The sequence below is a fragment of the Terriglobia bacterium genome (genome assembly GCA_020072845.1).
Lineage (GTDB): Bacteria > Acidobacteriota > Terriglobia > Terriglobales > Acidobacteriaceae > JAIQGF01.
This window is the reverse complement of sequence record JAIQGF010000004.1, coordinates 162,056-180,461: the sequence shown is the minus strand read 5'-3', so window position 1 is coordinate 180,461 and position 18,406 is coordinate 162,056. Positions and strand designations below refer to the sequence as shown.

Here is an 18,406-nt window from a genome sequence, read left to right as displayed (position 1 = left end):
ACCGTACGATGCGCACGGCGCATCGGCGGTTAATCGGTAATCGAAGTACCCGGTCTTTTTTTCATTCGCAGTGTCGGTTTGAGTAGCGGCAATAGGGACAGCGGCTCTCCTAAAGGTGCACCAAGGGCGTTTGCGGGGCGGCAACATTGGCCACGCAACGCTTCTACTCCGGGCATGGGGCGATTGCGCGGCGGCGAAGGCTCGCGGATCGCTTTGTTGCAATCACACGATTTCGTGACGTGAGTCACGCTACATGGTGTCGTCAACCCGCGGCCCAGCAAGGCGAGGGACGGGCAATTAGATGCCCCAGGTATTCCACCGCAGCACCAACACCATTTCGTGGTTGTCGATCGCGCTCGCCGTGATTGGCGTGGCGGTGTTCTTCTTCGCCGCCGAACAGTTGCAGCGCTCGCCTTACGCGAGCTGGGCCGGCGTGGCGCGCACCCAGCCGGTGCCCTTCAGCCACCAGCATCACGTCGGCGGCCTGGGCATCGACTGCCGCTACTGCCACACCTCGGTGGAGGTCTCCAGCTTCGCCGGGATCCCGCCGACCAAGACCTGTATGAACTGCCACGCGCAGATCTGGACGAACGCGGAGATGCTGGCGCCGGTGCGCGAGAGCTTCCGCTCGGGGAAGTCGCTGGTGTGGGAGCGCGCTAACGAACTGCCCGACTTCGTGTACTTCGATCACAGCATTCACATCAACAAGGGCGTGGGCTGCGAATCCTGCCACGGGCGGGTGGACCGCATGCCGCTGATGGCGGCGGAGTATTCGCTGCAAATGGAGTGGTGCCTGAACTGCCACCGCGCGCCGGAAAAATTCCTGCGGCCGCGGGCGGAGGTTTTCAACATGCGTTACCAGCAGCCCAGCGAGCGCACGCCTATGGAGATGGATGGGAAGAGGTTCACAGACCAAATTTCACTGGGGACGCACCTGGTGAAGAAGTACCGGCTGCGCAGCGCGGCCGACATTACGAGTTGCAATACGTGTCATCGGTAGAGGCGTCGTTGGTCGATGGTCGTTGGTCGATGGCAAGAGCGAGTCGAGTACATGGTGGTTCGTAGCTAGTAACTGGGAACGAATCGAAAAGCGGATGGGAGAAGAAAGACAAGACGAGCTGGTACAGATTCAGGCCGCGGGCGAGAAGCGCCTCGGATTGGAAGAGGTGCGCGCCAAACTGGAGGCGGCGAAGGGTCCGCAATACTGGCGCTGCCTGGAAGAGCTGGCCGGCAGCAAGGGATTCGACGAGTTGCTGCAGCGCGAATTCCCGCGCCAGGCGAGCGAATGGGTTGGCGGCGACGGATCGCGCCGGAATTTCCTGAAGCTGATGAGCGCATCGCTGGCGCTGGCCGGGCTGAGCGGCTGCACCAAGCTGCCGGTGGAAAGCATTGTGCCCTACGTCCGCCAGCCGGAGGAGATCATTCCCGGACGCCCGCTGTTCTACGCCACAGCCATGGACCTCGGCGGGTACTCGCTGCCGCTGCTGGCGCGCAGCCACGAGGGACGTCCGACGAAGTTGGAAGGAAATCCCGAACATCCGGCGAGCCAAGGCGCCACCGATCTGTACGCCCAGGGCGCGCTGCTCGATCTGTACGATCCTGACCGGTCGCAGACCTGCACCTATGGCGGCGAGGTCCGGCCGTGGCCGGCGTTCGTGGGCGCAGTACAGGGCCCCATGGCGGCGCAGAAGGCGGCGGGCGGTGCGGGATTCCGCCTGCTGACGCAGGCCGTATCGTCACCGACGCTGCTGGCGCAGATCCGGACTCTGCAAAAGAATTTTCCGCAGATGAAGTGGCACCAGTGGGAGCCGGTGAACCGCGACGGCGCGCGCGGCGGTGCGCAGATGGCCTTCGGGCAGCCGGTGGAAACGCGCTACCTGCTGGAGAACGCCGACGTCGTGGTCTCCCTCGACGCCGACTTCCTGATGGCCGGCTTTCCCGGATTCACCATGCACACGCGCCAGTGGGCGAAGCGGCGCAACCCAGACAATCCGGCGGGCATGAACCGGACCTACGCCATTGAATGCACGCCCTCGGTTTCGGGATTCAAGGCGGACCACCGGCTGCCGGTGCGGGCTTCGGAGCTGGAGCCATACGCGCGGGCACTGGCTTCGCGCCTGGGCTTGAACGCAACAACTGCCCAGACGAACAGATTCGGCGAGTCTTTCGGACCCCAGGTTCATCCGGAGCACAACGGGTGGCTGGATGCGCTGGCGAAAGATCTGCAGAAGCACCGCGGGAAGGCGGTGATCATTCCGGGCGAATACCAGCCGCCGGTGGTGCACGCGCTGGCGCACGCCATGAATGAAGCGCTGGGCGCGCCGGGCTCGACCGTGATCTATACCGATGCGGTGGTGGAAGGCCCGGTGAGCCACGCCGAGTCGGTCAAGGAATTGGTCGGCGACATGAACGCCGGCAAGGTGCAGATGCTGCTGATCCTGGGCGGCAACCCTGTCTTCGATGCGCCGGCAGACCTGGACATCACCTCGGCCATGGGCAAGGTGCCGCTGCGCATCCATCACGGTATTTACCAGAACGAGACTTCGGTGTACGCGCACTGGCACGTCAACGCGGCGCACTTCCTGGAAGACTGGAGCGACACCCGCGCCATCAACGGGATGGTGAGCATCGTGCAGCCGCTGATCGCGCCGCTGTACGGCGGGCGGAGTGCGCACGAGGTGCTGGCGGTGTTCGACGGCCAGCCGGATATATCGGCATACGATCTAGTCCGCGGGTACTGGAAGTCGCAATACACGGGCGCTGACTTCGAAGGATTCTGGCGGCGCGCGGTGCACGACGGCTTCATGGAAGGCACGGAACTCAAGCCGAAAAACCTGAAGGTAACGCTGCGGAGTGTGCCCATGGAAAATCCCCACCCTGTCGCTCCAAACCAGGGAGCGACAAGGGTGGGCCACCCGGACGAGTTCGAGTTGATCTTCCGCCACGATCCCACCATCTACGACGGGCGATTCGCCAACAATGGATGGCTGCAGGAACTGGAAAAGCCGGTCACCAAGCTGACCTGGGACAACGTGGTGTACATCAGCCCGGCGGACGCGAAGAAGCTTGGGGTGAAGGAAGGTCAGGATACGACGGTGGTCAAGCTGAGCTTCCGCGGCAAAGAGGTGGAGGCGCCGCTGTGGCCGCAGCCCGGCCAACCGGACGGCTGTCTGACCGCATTCTTCGGTTACGGCCGCACGCGCGCCGGGCGTACCGGCAACGACCATGGATTCAACGCTTACAAGGTGCGGTGCTTGGATACGGCCAACTTCGGCAGCGGAGCCAAGATCAGCAAGACGGGGGCGACGTACAAGGTGGCGTCGCTGCAGGGGTATCAGGCGCTGGAGGGGCGCAACATCGTGCGCTCAGCGCCTCTGGAGACCTACAAGGAGAACCCGAATTTCGCGCACGAAAACAATGTTGCGCCGCCTCGCGCTGACACGCTGTACCCGGATTACCAGTACAACGAGTACGCCTGGGGAATGGAAATCGACCTGAATTCCTGCGTGGGATGCAACGCGTGCATCATCGCGTGCCAGGCCGAGAACAACATTCCCGTGGTTGGCAAGAACCAGACCCTCCGCGGGCGCAAGATGCACTGGCTGCGGGTGGACGGCTATTACGAGGGCGACCCGGCAAACCCGCGGATGTACTTCGAGCCGCTTCCGTGCATGCAGTGCGAGGATGCGCCGTGCGAAATCGTCTGCCCGGTCGGCGCGACGGTGCACAGCAGCGAGGGCCTGAACGACATGGTCTACAACCGCTGCGTCGGCACGCGCTACTGCCAGAATAACTGCCCGTGGAAGGTGCGGCGATTCAACTTCCTGCTGTTCCAGGACTGGAACACGCCGCAGACCAAGATGGTGCGCAATCCCGAGGTCACGGTGCGCAGCCGCGGCGTGATGGAAAAGTGCACGTATTGCGTGCAGCGGATCACCAAAGGCCGCATCGCGGCGGAAGAACAAGACCGGCGGGTACGCGATCAGGAGATCCTGACTGCATGCCAGCAGGTCTGCCCGGCTAACGCCATCATCTTCGGCGACATCAATGACCCCAACAGCTCAGTGCGCCGGTTGAAGGAGAATCCCCGCAACTATGGCGTGCTGGAGGAACTGAACACGCGGCCGCGGACGACGTATTTGGCCGCAGTGTTGAACCCCAATCCGGAGATGCCGGACCTAGCGAAGCAGCAGCAGCCGGAGCAGCACTTCTGATGGAAAGCAAAGATCCAACCGCGGCGATGGCGGTCCAGCCGCCGGTGCTGGAGCCGGGGCACACCTTCGCCACCATCACCGACAAGATCAGCGCCATCGTGCTGACCAAGCAGACGCCGCTGGGGTGGTTTCTGGGCGTGGGCCTGGCTGGGCTGCTTTCGGCAGTGCTGTTTTACGCCATCGGCTTCCTGATGTACCAGGGGGTTGGGATCTGGGGCATCAATCACCCCGTCGCCTGGGGACTGGCGATCGTCAACTTCGTGTGGTGGGTGGGAATCGGCCACGCGGGAACGCTGATCTCCGCCATCCTTCTGCTGTTGCGGCAGTCGTGGCGCAATTCCATCAACCGCTTCGCCGAGGCGATGACGATTTTTGCAGTGATGCAGGCGGGCCTGTTCCCGCTGCTCCACCTGGGACGCCCGTGGCTGTTTTACTGGCTGTTTCCGTATCCCAACACGATGACCACGTGGCCGCAGTTCCGCAGCCCGCTGGTCTGGGATGTGTTCGCGGTCTCCACCTATTTCACCATCTCACTGGTGTTCTGGTATATCGGCCTAGTTCCGGATTTGGCGACCCTGCGCGACCGGGCGCAGAACCGGGCGGCGCGCATGATCTATGCCATGCTGGCGCTGGGCTGGCGCGGATCGGCGCGGCATTGGCATCGCTACGAGACGGCATACCTGCTGCTGGCCGGACTGGCCACGCCGCTGGTGCTCTCGGTGCACACCGTGGTCAGCTTCGATTTCACCATCGCCATCGTGCCTGGGTGGTACAGCACTATCTTCCCACCGTACTTCGTTGCGGGCGCCATCTATTCCGGTTTCGCCATGGTGCTCATCCTGGCCATCCCGATCCGCGCCGTCTACAACCTGCAAGACATGATTACCGACCGGCACTTGGACAACTGCGCCAAGATCATGCTGGCCACCGGCCTGATCGTGGCCTACGGCTACGTCATGGAAACGTTCATGGCCTGGTACGGCGGGAACTTCTATGACAAGCACCTGATGTGGAACCGCATGCACGGTCCGTACCGAGCAGCGTACTGGGCGCTGATCGCGATCAACGTCGGCTTTGTGAACGTGCTGTGGACCAAGAAGGTGAGGTTTACGCCGAAGCTGCTGTGGTTGGTGTCGCTGGTCGTGCTGGTGGCGATGTGGCTGGAGCGGTTCGTGATCGTGATCGTCAGCCTGACGCAGGACTACCTCCCGTCGTCGTGGGGCATCTACGTGCCCACGCGGTGGGACTGGGCGACCTTCATCGGGACGATCGGGTTCTTCTCGCTCTGCTTCCTGCTGTTCATCCGCGTGATGCCGATGATTTCCATCGCGGAAATGAAGACGCTGCTGCCCCGGTCCGAGGCGAAGGCGCCGCTGGAGTCGGAATCATGAGAACGCCGATCTATGGGTTAGTGGCGGAGTTCGATACGCCGGCGGAGATCGTGGCGGCGGCGCGCAAGGCGCACCAGCAAGGCTACCGCAAGATGGACGCCTACAGCCCGTTCCCGGTGGAGGGGCTGAGCGAGGCCGTCGGCTTTCATCACGACAACGTGGCGCTGATCTGCCTGGTCGGCGGAATTCTCGGGCTGGCGACGGCCTATGCCATGCAGTACTGGATAAACGTGATCGCTTATCCGGTGAACGTCGGAGGCCGGCCGCTGCACTCCTGGCCGGCGTTCATCGTCGTGTGCTTCGAGATGACCATCCTGTTCGGCGGGCTGGCAGCGGCTTTCGGCATGCTGGCCATGAATGGCCTGCCCATGCCGTATCACCCGCTCTTCAACGTGCCCAGTTTCAGCTTGGCCTCACGCGACAAGTTCTTCCTTTGCATCGAGGCGGTGGACCCGAAATTCGATCGTGAAGCGACCTATACGTTCCTGGCGAGCTTGGAACCGCGGACCATCACGGAGGTGCCGCATTAACGCCGCTGCCGAGTTCCGAAATTGGCTTTATGCAGGCTCTGCCGCCGAAATGGTGAATTGCGTTCTCGGTTTTCGGTTATCGGTGGTCGGTGATCGGCTATCGGCGGTGATAGACCGACAACCGACAACCGACAACCGACAACCCGGTCGCTCCGCCACCAGACGCATGCGGTTTGCCGGCATGGGTGCTGCCGTGATCGCCTGCCTCACAATTGTGGCGTGCCGCAATGACATGCATGTCCAGCCCAAGATCCTGCCCTTGAGCCACAGCGATTTCTTCGACGACGGGCGCGGGTCGCGGACGCCGCCTGCGGGCACGATTGCGCGCGGGCAGTTGCGCGACGACACCTATCTTTACACCGGCATGATGAACGGGAAGCCGGGCGACGCGATGCCGTTTGCTGCGACGCGGGAAGTGCTGGAACGCGGGCGGGAGCGTTTCGACATCTACTGCGCGCCCTGCCATTCGCGGCTGGGCGACGGCAATGGAATGATCGTGCAGCGCGGCTTCCGGCGTCCGCCGTCGTTCCACGAGCCGCGGCTGCGGCAGGCGCCGCTGGGACATTTTTATGACGTCATGAGCAACGGGTTCGGCGCCATGCCGGATTATGCCGCGCAGGTCAACGCCCAGGACCGCTGGGCGATTGCGGCCTACATACGGGCGCTGCAGCTCAGCCAGAACGCGCCGGCGAACGCAGCGCCCGGCGCAGCGGAGAGGAAGAAGTGAGCAGCAACGCGCCCATCGAGAATCGGGACTTCACGGCGCCTGCGATCGTGCCGGCATTGCAGCGGCGCGCGCTCCTGGTCGGGGTCGTGTTCGCCATCGCGGCCGTGATTGGGTTCATCGTCGAGCCGCAACAGGCCATGCACTCGTACCTGCTGGCGTTCATGTTCTGCCTCGGGCCGACGCTGGGGGCGATGGCGTTGCTGATGGTATGGCACTTGACGGGCGGCGATTGGGGCGTGGGGGTGCGGCGCATCTGGGAAGCAGCGGTGGGCACCTTGCCGATGCTGGCGGCGGCGTTCGTCCCCATCGTCCTCGGCGCCTACCGGCACATGAATTATCCGTGGGCGAATCCGGAGGAACTGAAGCGCAACGAGCACATGGCGCACCAGGCGTCGCGATACCTGAACCCGAATCTATTCCTGGTGCGCGGAATCCTGTTCTTCGTGGCGTGGGGCGTGATGGCGTATCTCCTGCTGGCGTGGTCGGAGGCGCAGGACCATCCGCCGGAACACGCGCCGGACAAGCGTTTCCAGGCGCTGAGCGCGGTGGGGATCATCGTCTACGGCTGGACGCTGACGTTTGCGGTGGTGGACTGGGTGATGTCGCTGGCGCCGGAATTCACCTCCACCATTTACGGGCTGATCTTCATGGTGGGACAGGCGCTGCTCGCGCTGTGCCTGGCGGTGATTGTCGGGCACATGCTGAAGGCGCACGAACCGATGGCGCGGGTGCTGACGGCCTCCAATTTTCACGATTACGGAAAGCTGACGCTCACCTTCGTGATGCTGTGGGCCTACTTCAGTTTTTCGCAGTGGCTGATCGTGTGGTCGGGGAACCTGCCGGAGGAGATCCACTGGTTCGCGGACCGCATCCGGGGCGACTGGCGCGCGCTGGGGCTGGTGCTGATCGTGGGGCACTTCGCAATTCCGTTCGCGCTGCTGCTGTCGCGCGGATTGAAGCAGAAATCGCGCAAGCTGATGTGGATTGCGGTGTGGCTGATCGCGATGCGCTACCTCGACCTGTACTGGAACATCGAGCCCAACTTCAGCCGGGCAAAATTGCACGCGAGCTGGCTGGATGCGGTTATCCCGATCGCGATGTCTGCGTTCTGGCTGGCGTACTTCTTTCACAACCTGAAACGGCGGCCCCTGGTGGCGCTGCACGATCCGCACCTGACCGCGTTGCTGGCCAAACAGCATGAGTGAAGCAGAAGACAAGTCGACGAGGTACGACCGCAGCGACCTGAGCGCGCGCGGCATCGTGTATTTCATGATCGCGCTGGCCATTACCGTGGTCTTGATTCACCTGATTTCGTGGGGGATGGAGCGGTACTTCGCCGGTAGCCGGGTGGCCCCGGCGCCGCGCAACGCCGCCGTCATCATGCCCTCCGCGCAGGCCAGCGCGAAAGGCACCCCGGCGCTGATCTTTCCGGCGCCGCAACTACAGCCGGATGAGGTCGGGGATCTGAACAAGTTCCGCGCCGCCACCGAGAAGCAACTGGATACCGCGGGCACAGGGCATATCCCGATCGAGCAGGCGATGGAGGCGGTGGCGAAGAATGGCATCCCGGTTCGACCACAACCGGTGCTGCCGCCCCGTGCGCGCTTCGGGAGCGGCGATGGCACGCTCGCCGGCGGCGGCGGAGGAACGGAACCAAAGGGGAACCTGTAGTTAGGAGTTGGCAGTTAGGAGTTAGCGTCGTCGGTTCTCGGTATTCGGTTCTCGGTTATGTCGCCGCCTACCGAAAACCGACAACCGATAACCGAGAACGACTGGGAGCGATCGTGATTTGTGCAGTCGGAATAATTCGCAGAGCGCTTGCGCCTTGCATGCTGCTGGGAAGCGTGATCGCGGCCGGGCAAGGGATGGGACCGCCGGCGGTGACGCCGGCCACGCCCCCGCCGCAGATCCTGAACAACATCGAGATCGAGCAGAAGCTGAATGCCCCGGTTCCGCTGGACCTCGCCTTCAGGGATGAGAGCGGGCAAGCGGTGAAGCTGGGTGACTACTTCGGCAAAAAGCCGGTGGTGCTGGCGCTGGTGTACTACGACTGTCCCATGCTGTGCACGGAAGTGCTGAACGGCATGGTGAGCGCATTTTCCGTGCTGAAATTCGACATCGGCAAAGAATTCGAGGTGGTGACGGTCAGCTTCGATCCACGCGAGCAGCCTGAACTTGCGCGCGCCAAGAAGACGACCTACCTGCGGCGCTACGGTCGTCCGGGGGCGGAGCAGGGTTGGCATTTTCTGACCGGCGAGCAACCGGCGATCGCGGCGCTGACCAGGGCGGTGGGATTCCATTACCAGTGGGACACAGAGACGCAGCAGTTTGCGCACGCCACGGCGCTCATGGTGCTCACGCCGCAGGGCAAGATCGCGCAGTACTACTACGGCGTGGAGTATTCGCCGAAGGACCTGCGGCTCGGCATGGTGGAAGCCTCGCAGGGACACATCGGAACCGTGGTGGACCAGGTCTTGTTGTACTGCTACCACTACGACCCGCGCACCGGGAAGTATGGCGCCATCATCTCGCGGGTGATGCAGATCGGGGGCGCGATCACGGTATTGCTGCTGGGCGGATTCCTGATCGCGATGTTCAAGCTCGAGCCCAGGGACAACCGGATCACCCGCGACCGCGCCGCGCGGACGGGAGGGCGTTAGCCTATGTGGCAAACCCTGCCGTTCTGGCCGGTGCGCGCCTCCACCCTGGCGAACCGAACCGACGCGCTCATGATCTTCATGATCGCCGTGACCGGCTTCTTCACGGTGATGATCTTCGTGCTGATTTTCATCTTCGCGATGAAATTCCGGCGCGCCAGAAACCCCATCGCCACCCAGATCGAAGGATCGAACACTCTGGAAGCCATTTGGACGCTGATCCCTTTCGGCATCTTCATGGTCATGTTCGTTTGGAGTGCGTCGATTTACATGACCTGGGCGCAACCGCCGCCGGACGCGGAGGAGGTTTTTGTCGTCGGCAAGCAGTGGATGTGGAAGTTTCAGCACCCCGAGGGCCAGCGCGAGATTGACCAACTGCACGTGCCCCTGGGTCGCGCCATCCGGCTGACGATGATTTCCCAGGACGTGATTCACAGCCTGTTTCTGCCCGAGTTCCGGGTGAAACAGGACGTGCTGCCCGGTCGCTACACAACCTTGTGGTTTCAGACGACGCAGCCGGGCCGCTATCACCTGTTCTGCACGCAATACTGCGGCACCATGCACGCGGGCATGATCGGCGAGGTGGTGGTCATGGAACCAGCCAGTTACCAGGCGTGGCTGTCGGGCGGGAACGCGGAAGGGTCGCTGGCTTCGACCGGACAGAAGCTGTTCCAACAGCTCGGCTGCACCACCTGCCACCGCTTCGACACCCAGGGTCGTGGACCCAACCTGGTGGGCGCGTACGGCAAGCCGGTGCTGTTGGATGACGGGCGCACGGTTACGGTTGACGACAATTACATCCGCGAATCCATCCTCAATCCGGGAGCGAAGGTAGTGGCGGGATTCAAGCCGATCATGCCCACGTTCCAGGGGATCGTCAACGAGGAGCAGTTGTTGTCCCTGGTCGCATACATCCGGTCGTTATCTCAACCCGAGCAGCGTGAGCCGGCGAGCCATCGTCCGGCCGCGCCGCCGAGGGCGGCCGCCCCTGCAACAAGGAGTCGTTAAGGCGAATCATCATGGCCACCATTGCCGCACCGGCGGTCGAACGCGAGAATTACCTGAACACCGATTTCAGCGTGAAGTCGTGGTTGCTGACCACCGACCACAAGCGCATTGCCATCCTGTACTTGCTTTCCATTACCGCCATGTTCTTTGTTGGCGGCTTCGCGGCCACCATGATCCGCCTGGAACTGCTGACCCCAGCGGGCGACCTGATGTCGTCGGATACCTATAACAAGATGTTCACCATTCACGGGGTCGTCATGGTGTTCTTCTTCCTGATCCCGTCGATTCCCGCCACCCTGGGCAATTTCCTGGTGCCGATGATGGTCGGAGCCAGGGACCTGGCGTTTCCCCGGATCAACCTGGCGAGCTGGTACCTGTACATCGTCGGCGCCGGGCTGATGATGTACGTGGTTTTGACCGGCGGCATTGACACCGGGTGGACCTTCTATGTGCCGTACAGCAGCACCTACTCGAACACGCAAGTGATCACGGCGATTGTGGCGATCTTCCTGGCGGGATTCTCGTCCATCTTCACCGGCTTTAATTTCATCGTGACCATCCACCGCATGCGCGCGCCGGGGATGACCTGGGGACGCCTGCCGCTGTACATCTGGGGCCACTACGCGACCTCGGTCATTCAGGTGCTGGGGACGCCGGTGGTGGCGATCGCGCTCACCCTGGTGGCGCTGGAGCGGGCCTTCCACCTCGGCATCTTCGATCCCAGGATGGGCGGCGACCCAGTGCTGTTCCAGCACCTGTTCTGGTTCTACTCGCACCCCGCGGTGTACATCATGATCCTGCCTTCGATGGCGGTGGTCTCGGAAGTGGTCTCGACGTTTTCCCGCAAGCGCGTCTTCGGATACATGGCGGTAGCGCTGGCTTCGATCGCGATTGCCGTGCTGGGATTCCTGGTGTGGGCGCACCACATGTTTGTCGCCGGAATCTCGGCCTACGCGGCGCTCGTCTTCTCGCTGCTGAGCTACTTCGTGGCGGTGCCCTCGGCCATCAAGGTGTTCAACTGGACGGCGACCATGTACAAGGGCTCGGTGTCGCTGACCACGCCCATGCTCTACGCCATGGGATTCATCGGGCTGTTCACCATGGGCGGCATGACGGGCCTCTACCTGGCGGCGCTGGGCATTGATGTCCATGTGCACGACACCTATTTCGTGATCGCGCACTTCCACTACATCATGGTCGGCGGGGCGGTGATGGGCTATCTGGCCGGCATCCACTTCTGGTGGCCGAAAATCAGCGGGCGCATGTACCCGGAGGCGTGGGGAAAAATCGCCGCCGCCACCATCTTCATCGGATTCAACCTGACGTTCTTCCCGCAGTTTGTGCTCGGATACCTGGGCATGCCGCGGCGGTATCACTCGTATCCGCCGGAGTACCAGGTGCTGAACGTCATGTCGAGCGCCGGCGCGTCGATCCTGGCGGTGGGCTACGTCCTGCCGCTGATTTACCTGCTGTGGTCCCTGCGCTACGGCGAAGTGGCTTCCGATAACCCATGGGGCGCAACCGGTCTGGAGTGGCGTACGCCCTCGCCGCCTCCCACCGAAAATTTCCTCGAAACGCCGGTGGTGACCTGGGAAGCGTACGACTACTCCACCGTGTCGGAGGTCCCTGTTGCACGATAGAGCCATAGCCGCCACGCACGGCCTGCGGCACCATTTCGCCGACCTGGACCAGCAGCGCGAAAGCGCCACGCTGGGCATGTGGGTGTTCCTGGTCACCGAGATCATGTTCTTCGGCGGGCTGTTCGCCGCCTACCTGGTGTATCGCACCGCGCATTACGACGCCTGGGTGATCGGCAGCGAACACATGGATTTCTGGATTGGCACCATCAACACCGTGATCCTGCTGTGCAGCAGCTTGCTGGTGGCGCTGGCAGTGCATGCGGTACAGACCGGGCACAACAAAACATGCGGGCTCTACCTGTGGATCGCCTCCGCCATGGGCGTGGCATTCCTGGTGCTGAAGGGTTTCGAGTACCACGCGCACTTCGTGGAGGGCGCGGTTCCCGGCGCACTATGGAAGCTGGCGGTACCGGACCCGCAGGCAGTGCAGATGTTCTTTTACATCTATTTCGTCATGACCGGCTTGCATGCCCTGCACGTGACCATCGGAATCGTCCTGCTGGCCGTCATCGGATGGTACGCGGCCAAAGGGGCCTACTCGCCGGCGTATCACAACCCGGTGCACGTCAGCGGTTTGTACTGGCACTTCGTGGACGTGGTGTGGATTTTCCTCTATCCGCTCCTCTACCTGATCGCGCACAAGAAGGCATAGAGAACGCATGGCTGAGCACGTTGTATCGCGCAAGATCTACATTGTGGTTTGGGGCGCCCTGATGGTGCTGATGATTCTGACCGCAGGGTTATCGCGCATCAACCTGGGCGAGTGGAGCACCGTCGTCGCGCTGGCGATCGCGGCCATCAAGGCCCTGCTGGTCGTCCTGTTCTTCATGCACGTTCGCTACGAAAGCCAGAAGATGGCATGGGTTTTCGTCGTGGCCGGGTTCTTTTGGCTGGCAATCCTGCTGACCCTGACCATGACCGATTACGTGAGCCGTGGCTCCCTGGGCGTGGTTGGGCATTAGCGCCCCTCCGGCAGTTGGAATCTTCAGTTATCATGGACTGATCCCGAGGTGAATTCATGGCCTTCTGTACTGCTTGTGGCGCGAGGATGGAGGCCGCTTCGCATGTGTGCCCGAAGTGTGGCGCCGGCGTCAGCGCGGCGGCACCGGCTCCGGCTCCGGCGGCGTCCATAGCGCGGCAAAACACCGGCCGGAATGCGGTGAGCATTGTTCTCATTGTTCTTGTGGTGGTGATCGCGCTGGGAGTGCTGGCAACCATCGGAACCGTGTTCGCGCTGAAGAAAATGGCGCGCAAAGTGCGCGTCGAGGCCGGCCCGAATTCGGCGGTGGTCACCACCCCGTTCGGCAGCGTCACCGCCGACGATCCGGCGGCGGTGGCCAAGCAGCTCGGCGTAGACCTCTATCCCGGGGCGCGCGCCATCAAGGGCAGTGCGGCGGTCGGCTTCGGCGGCATGCAGGTGGCGGCGGGGAAATTTGAAAGCGATGCTTCGCCGGAGAAGATCCTCGAGTTTTACCAGCGCCGGTATCCCAAGGCGGCGATCCGCGTGATCGGCGCCGACAGCAGCATGGTTTTCAGCACGGACCAGGGGATGATCACCATCAAGGTCCGCTCCCGCGGCGACGGCAGCCTGATCGAGATCGCCCGCGTGGGCGGGAATGGTACGGGTATGGACGACGGCGCTAAGCCCAACTAGCAATCACCCCAAGCTGGCGTCGCTTCGTCACCCGACCCGTTCCAATTTGGGCTCTGCACCTGCGGGAGAATTTCCCTCCCGCGACCTATCCCGGGCAATTGCATCGCATACTGTGAACCCTGAAAGCACTTCCTGGAGAACCTGATGAACGCGGCGACATCCCCCGAGCAACTCCGACCTTCTGCCTCCCAGATGCGCGAGTTGACCCTGCGCGGCTGCGAGGTGGCGCGCATGGCCGCCGCAGCGACGGCGGCGGGCGTCTCCACCGGCTCCGCCGATGCGCTGGATTTCATTCGCGGCTGCGAGGAAGAGCTGGACGAGCTCGATCGCCAGATTAACGAGGGCGTCACCGCGGCAATTGCGGGCGCCTCCGAGTCCGACGCCCGGGAGTTGCTCTCCTGCCTGAAATACATTCTCGAACTCGAGCGCGTGGGCGACCTGCTGCTCAACGTGGCCAACCGCGCTCCCATGGTCGCGGGTAAGATTGGCGGGCAGGACGGCGGCGATCTCAAGCGCATGGCCGAACTGCTCGAGCAGATGCTGACTGACGCGCTGGCCGCTTTTCGCAATCGCGACCTGCAGCGAGCGCTTGCCATCCTTCGTGCCGACGCCGAGATGGACCGCCTCCGCAACCTGTTGTTCGTCCGCCACATTGATAATCCCGAGAAAGAGCCTCGCCATCAGAGCTTTCACCTGGTTTTCATGACGCAGACGCTGGAGCGCGCCGGCGATCATGCCAAGAACCTGGCCGAGGAAGTTTGCCACCTGGTGACCGGGCGCAGCGTCCGTCACCTGATCCGCGCCGCCGACAAGCCGTTTGAGGAAATGTTCCTCGACTGGATGCGCCGCCAGTCCTCCGGCAAGTGAATCCGTACATGAAAAAAGGGCTGGGGTGATAAACCCCAGCCCTTGTGATGCGCTCCGATTCACTAGAAGGTCAACTTGACCGCCAACTGGATGATGCGCGGATCATAGGTTGACGTGACCTGGCCAAAGGCAGGGTCGGCATAGGTCAACGTCGGCATCTGGAACTCCGTGTGATTCAAGATGTTGAAGAAATCCGCCCGCAGTTCGATGTTCAGCCGCTCGCCCACAATCGCGGTCTTCTTCGCCAGCGACAGGTCGAGGTTGCCACGAGTCGGGCCACGGAAGAAGTTCCGTGGGAGAGTGCCGTAAGTGAACGCGCCGGCCGGATAGTTGGTATTCAAGACCTCCGGGTTGAACCAGAAATTTCCCCTGGCCGCGACGCCGGTACCTCCTGGGGTGAAGGTTTGCACGTTATGCGCATCGAACGTCGGCACGCCGGTACCGGACAGGTCGGGCCTGACTATCACCCCGTCGCCGGCGCCGGAAGGAGACGGATCGGTGCGCCGCGTCGGGAACCCGGAGAAGATGTCAATCGGGAACCCGCTGCGCCAGGAAAAGATCGGGTACAGGCTCCAGCCTTGAACCAGCCGCTTCGGCCCTCCCCAGTGATCGAGGGGAAGATCCCAGCCACCGCTGAACACCAGGCGGTGCGGGATGTCGTAATCGGAAACGGAGCGGAACTGCCCGTGATTGTAGGCCGGCACCTCGGAGTTCACGTTGCGGAAACCGGAAGCATTGTCGATGGATTTCGACCAGGTATACGCCAGCGTGAAGTAGCTGGTGCCGATGGTGCGGTTAGTCGAGAGCTGCTTGGTCAAACTGGCCTGCAAGCTGTTGTAGTTCGCGTTGACAACGTTGCCAAACGTTAAGAGGTAGCTGAACGAGTCCGGCGCGACTCCCGGCAGGGTGTTGACGATGCGGTTGTTGGTGCCGAGAATGAACGGGTTGGCATCGGCCAGCGCGGTTTGCTTACGGGTAATACTGCCCACGTAGCTGAGTTCGAGGGCGAGCCTCGGCGCGAGTTCATGCTGGATGCTGAGGTTGTACTGGTAGGTGTACGGGGTGCGCAGATTGCGATCGACGAAGTACACGCCGCCGCCGCCGGCCGGCAGGAACCCGGCGGCGCCAAAGTCGATGTTGGCGGCGGGAGGCTTCGAGGGGAATGGGTTGACAACACCGGCCACCGCGAAAGGCTGGGAAAAGTACCCCGGGTCTGAGGTGGGATTTCCCGCCAGGGCGGGGAAGTTGAAGTCGGTGTACCCGAAGAACGGGGCCTGGCCGTTGAACTGCAGGTTATCTTCCCCTTTCAGGATGTCATAGAACACGCCAATGCCGCCACGCACCGAGGTCTTGCCATTGTTCCAAGGATCCCAGGCAAAGCCGAAACGCGGGGCAAAATTGTTGCGATCGGGTAAGTTTGCGCCTCTCGGAGCGCCCGCGTCGCCGGGGAACGTCAGCCCAAGGGGCGCATTCGCAAAGCGTGTTGACTGATGTCCGGGCCAAATCGAGAAAGACCGGCCCTGCGTGTCGTACTTCGGCTCGTTGTACTCGTAGCGCAAGCCGAGCGAGAGCACGAGGTTCTTGGCAATGTGCCACTCATCCTGTCCGAAAGCGTGGTAGGAGCGGCTGCGGATGTTGGAAGGCGCCGCCCCGAACTGGTAGTACTCGTCGGGCAAGCCGAACAGGAAGTCGGCGAAGTCGTTGCACGAGCCCGCGATGCAGCCCGTTGATCCGTAGAAGTCAAACTCGCCGTTCACGTAGAAATCGTAATGGGTATTGTTCTGGTAGGGCGAGAACAGGAACCCGAATTTCAGCGTGTGCTTGCCCTTCACCCAGGTCAACGTGTCGGACAGGGCATAGGTGTTGTTGACTTCGCTGGTCGGACCCTGCGGGCTGAATCCCAGCGTCAAGCCGCGGTAAAAGCCGATGATCGGCGGCCCGGTGGACTCATCCGGAGTGGTTCCGATGCCGAGATCGGCAGCGGTCGGAAGCTTGCTGGCAGGAATGGCCTGGGCAATGGCCACCCGCTGCGCCGTGAAACGGGCCTCGTTCAACAAGGTGGGCGAGAAGGTGTGGTCCCATGCGATGTTGGCGAATCGGCGGCGATGGTCCCCCGTGCTGCCGTAGCCGAACGCATCCGCCGGCGTAGATCCGAACGCGAAACTGAACGGATTCAGTACGGGCGCCCGGCCCCAGCCGAGCGTGGCCATCAGTTTGTCCTTGGCGCCGATCACGTAATCGACCTTCGCCGTGACTTGATCGTTGATGTCGGTGCTGCTGGCCTGCGCGATCTTGCCGCCGCTTGGGGAGGTCGGAACCAGGCCGGCCGCGATGTACTTTTTCGCCGTCGGATTGATGTTGGTGGGATCGATGATCCCTTGCGCTGCCAAGAGCGCGTTGGACTGGTAGAAGGGGTGAGCAGCGGCCACGTGCGGAATGGTATGGGCATCGTCGTCATACCCGCACGCACCGACTGGAAGGGGAGCCGAACCAGCGAGAAAGCATGCCACAGTCAAGTCCGGCGTACCGCCCGGTCCGGACTTGGAGAAGTCGCCCGTAAGTTCTGCCGGCGTGAAGACTGGAAGCTCGGTCGTGGTCTGCGTCTTGCTCTGCCGCTGCCCGCCGTAGCTGACGAACCAGAACAGTTTGTCCTTGATGGCCGGGCCGCCCAGGGTCCCGCCGAACTGGTTCCGTTTCAGGATTTCCTTTGGCAGGCCATCGCGCTTATTGAAGAAGCTATTGGCATTGAAGGCGTCGTTGCGCACGAAGTCGTAAGCGCTGCCATGCAGGGTGTTGGTTCCCGACTTGGTGACCACGCTGACAATGCCGCCGGCATTGCGCCCGTATTCCGCCGAATAATTGCTGCTGAGAATGCGGAACTCGGCGACGGTGTCGGGACTCGGGTTGTAGACCACCTCGTTGCCGAGCAGGTCATTGTTGAGGCCGCCATCGAGCAGGAATGTCACCGAATCTGACTTGCCGCCCGAGATCCCGAAAGTTCCCTGCTGGGCATTGTCAGCCGCGCCCGGGTTGGCTTCCGTCACGCCCGGCTGCAAGAGTGCAAGGTCCAGGACGTTGCGGCCGTTCAACGGCATGTCCACGATGGGACGCGACGTAACCGACTGCCCGATGGTCGCATTCACCGTCTCCACCGCGGCTGGCGTGCTTCCAACTTCCACCACTTCTTCGCGCGCCCCGATCTGCATGCGGAGGTCGTACCGCATCGCCTGGTTGATCTGCAATGGGGCTGTGGTCGTGACCAACTCGCGGAAGCCGCTGTGGACGGCGGTAATTTTGTAGGTACCGATGGGCAGGTTTAATGCCTGGAAGTAACCGTCCTTGTCGGTTTGCGTGACGGTTTTCGAATCGGTCGCCAAATTGGCGACGGTTACTGTGACCCCGGGTAAGACCGCCCCCTGGGGGTCACTGATGGTGCCGACGATCTTTCCTGTCGTCTGCTGCGCCGCGACTGGCGATGCGCACAGCAGGAGCGACACGATGATTGCAAAAACGCACGCGAAACGATTCCAGTTCGTGCTCATCTTGACTGTCCTCCCTCACCCGGTTGTCGGTGAAACGGCCCGAACCCGCAAGTCCTAAGTACTCTTATGAGCGTGGAAAAACTGAGGAACCCTGTACTGGGAGCGCTGCTGAGGAACATGCATTAACACTTTCACTTGTGGAGAAGCACGCGGTTTGCCAATCCACGGTGGAACGG

General features: G+C 62.4%; 15 protein-coding genes. 14 read left to right on the top strand and 1 reads right to left on the bottom strand.

Translation table 11 applies throughout. The features are described from left to right. The first annotated feature begins 301 nt into the window (after positions 1-301). The 14 genes from LAN70_04085 (at position 302) to LAN70_04020 (ending at position 14,688) form a co-directional block, all read left to right on the top strand. On the top strand, positions 302-1,000 hold the full coding sequence (locus LAN70_04085) for a cytochrome c family protein (protein ID MBZ5510328.1): 699 nt from the start codon (positions 302-304) through the stop codon (positions 998-1,000). A 94-nt stretch (positions 1,001-1,094) separates the two neighbouring features. Beyond that, entirely contained in the window at positions 1,095-4,214 is a 3,120-nt protein-coding gene (locus LAN70_04080; protein ID MBZ5510327.1) for a TAT-variant-translocated molybdopterin oxidoreductase, read from the top strand. Next, positions 4,214-5,605 (top strand): polysulfide reductase NrfD, encoded by a 1,392-nt coding sequence (gene nrfD / locus LAN70_04075; protein ID MBZ5510326.1) that lies wholly within the window; start codon positions 4,214-4,216, stop codon positions 5,603-5,605. The genes LAN70_04080 and nrfD overlap by 1 nt, the downstream gene beginning before the upstream one ends. After that, entirely contained in the window at positions 5,602-6,135 is a 534-nt protein-coding gene (locus LAN70_04070) for a DUF3341 domain-containing protein (GenBank protein ID MBZ5510325.1), read from the top strand. The genes nrfD and LAN70_04070 overlap by 4 nt, the downstream gene beginning before the upstream one ends. 166 nt (positions 6,136-6,301) lie before the next feature. Next, entirely contained in the window at positions 6,302-6,862 is a 561-nt protein-coding gene (locus LAN70_04065) for a cytochrome c (protein ID MBZ5510324.1), read from the top strand. Beyond that, positions 6,859-8,067: a hypothetical protein gene (locus LAN70_04060; GenBank protein MBZ5510323.1), complete on the top strand. Its 1,209-nt coding sequence runs from the start codon at positions 6,859-6,861 to the stop codon at positions 8,065-8,067. Before LAN70_04065 ends, LAN70_04060 begins: the two co-directional genes overlap by 4 nt. Then, the gene (locus LAN70_04055; GenBank protein ID MBZ5510322.1) at positions 8,060-8,533 is read left to right on the top strand and encodes a hypothetical protein; all 474 of its coding nucleotides are present in this window, start codon (positions 8,060-8,062) and stop codon (positions 8,531-8,533) included. The genes LAN70_04060 and LAN70_04055 overlap by 8 nt, the downstream gene beginning before the upstream one ends. A 158-nt stretch (positions 8,534-8,691) precedes the next feature. Next, complete coding sequence (locus tag LAN70_04050; protein MBZ5510321.1) at positions 8,692-9,522, top strand: SCO family protein; 831 nt, start codon at positions 8,692-8,694, stop codon at positions 9,520-9,522. Between the two features lie 3 nt (positions 9,523-9,525). Next, the gene (gene coxB / locus LAN70_04045; protein ID MBZ5510320.1) at positions 9,526-10,527 is read left to right on the top strand and encodes a cytochrome c oxidase subunit II; all 1,002 of its coding nucleotides are present in this window, start codon (positions 9,526-9,528) and stop codon (positions 10,525-10,527) included. Positions 10,528-10,538: 11 nt separating this feature from the next. Beyond that, a complete protein-coding gene (gene ctaD / locus LAN70_04040) occupies positions 10,539-12,167 on the top strand; it encodes a cytochrome c oxidase subunit I (GenBank protein MBZ5510319.1) in 1,629 nt (542 codons plus the stop codon). Then, positions 12,157-12,819: a cytochrome c oxidase subunit 3 family protein gene (locus LAN70_04035; GenBank protein ID MBZ5510318.1), complete on the top strand. Its 663-nt coding sequence runs from the start codon at positions 12,157-12,159 to the stop codon at positions 12,817-12,819. Before ctaD ends, LAN70_04035 begins: the two co-directional genes overlap by 11 nt. Positions 12,820-12,826: 7 nt before the next feature. After that, positions 12,827-13,129: a cytochrome C oxidase subunit IV family protein gene (locus tag LAN70_04030; GenBank protein ID MBZ5510317.1), complete on the top strand. Its 303-nt coding sequence runs from the start codon at positions 12,827-12,829 to the stop codon at positions 13,127-13,129. Positions 13,130-13,326: 197 nt separating this feature from the next. Beyond that, positions 13,327-13,821 carry a hypothetical protein gene (locus LAN70_04025; GenBank protein ID MBZ5510316.1) on the top strand — a complete coding sequence of 165 codons (495 nt, stop codon included), beginning with the start codon at positions 13,327-13,329 and terminating at the stop codon, positions 13,819-13,821. A 144-nt stretch (positions 13,822-13,965) separates the two neighbouring features. Next, the gene (locus tag LAN70_04020) at positions 13,966-14,688 is read left to right on the top strand and encodes a phosphate uptake regulator PhoU (GenBank protein ID MBZ5510315.1); all 723 of its coding nucleotides are present in this window, start codon (positions 13,966-13,968) and stop codon (positions 14,686-14,688) included. A gap of 62 nt (positions 14,689-14,750) precedes the next feature. Here LAN70_04020 and LAN70_04015 read toward each other — a convergent pair whose 3' ends face one another. Continuing rightward, complete coding sequence (locus LAN70_04015; protein MBZ5510314.1) at positions 14,751-18,230, bottom strand: TonB-dependent receptor; 3,480 nt, start codon at positions 18,228-18,230, stop codon at positions 14,751-14,753. Positions 18,231-18,406: the final 176 nt, after the last annotated feature.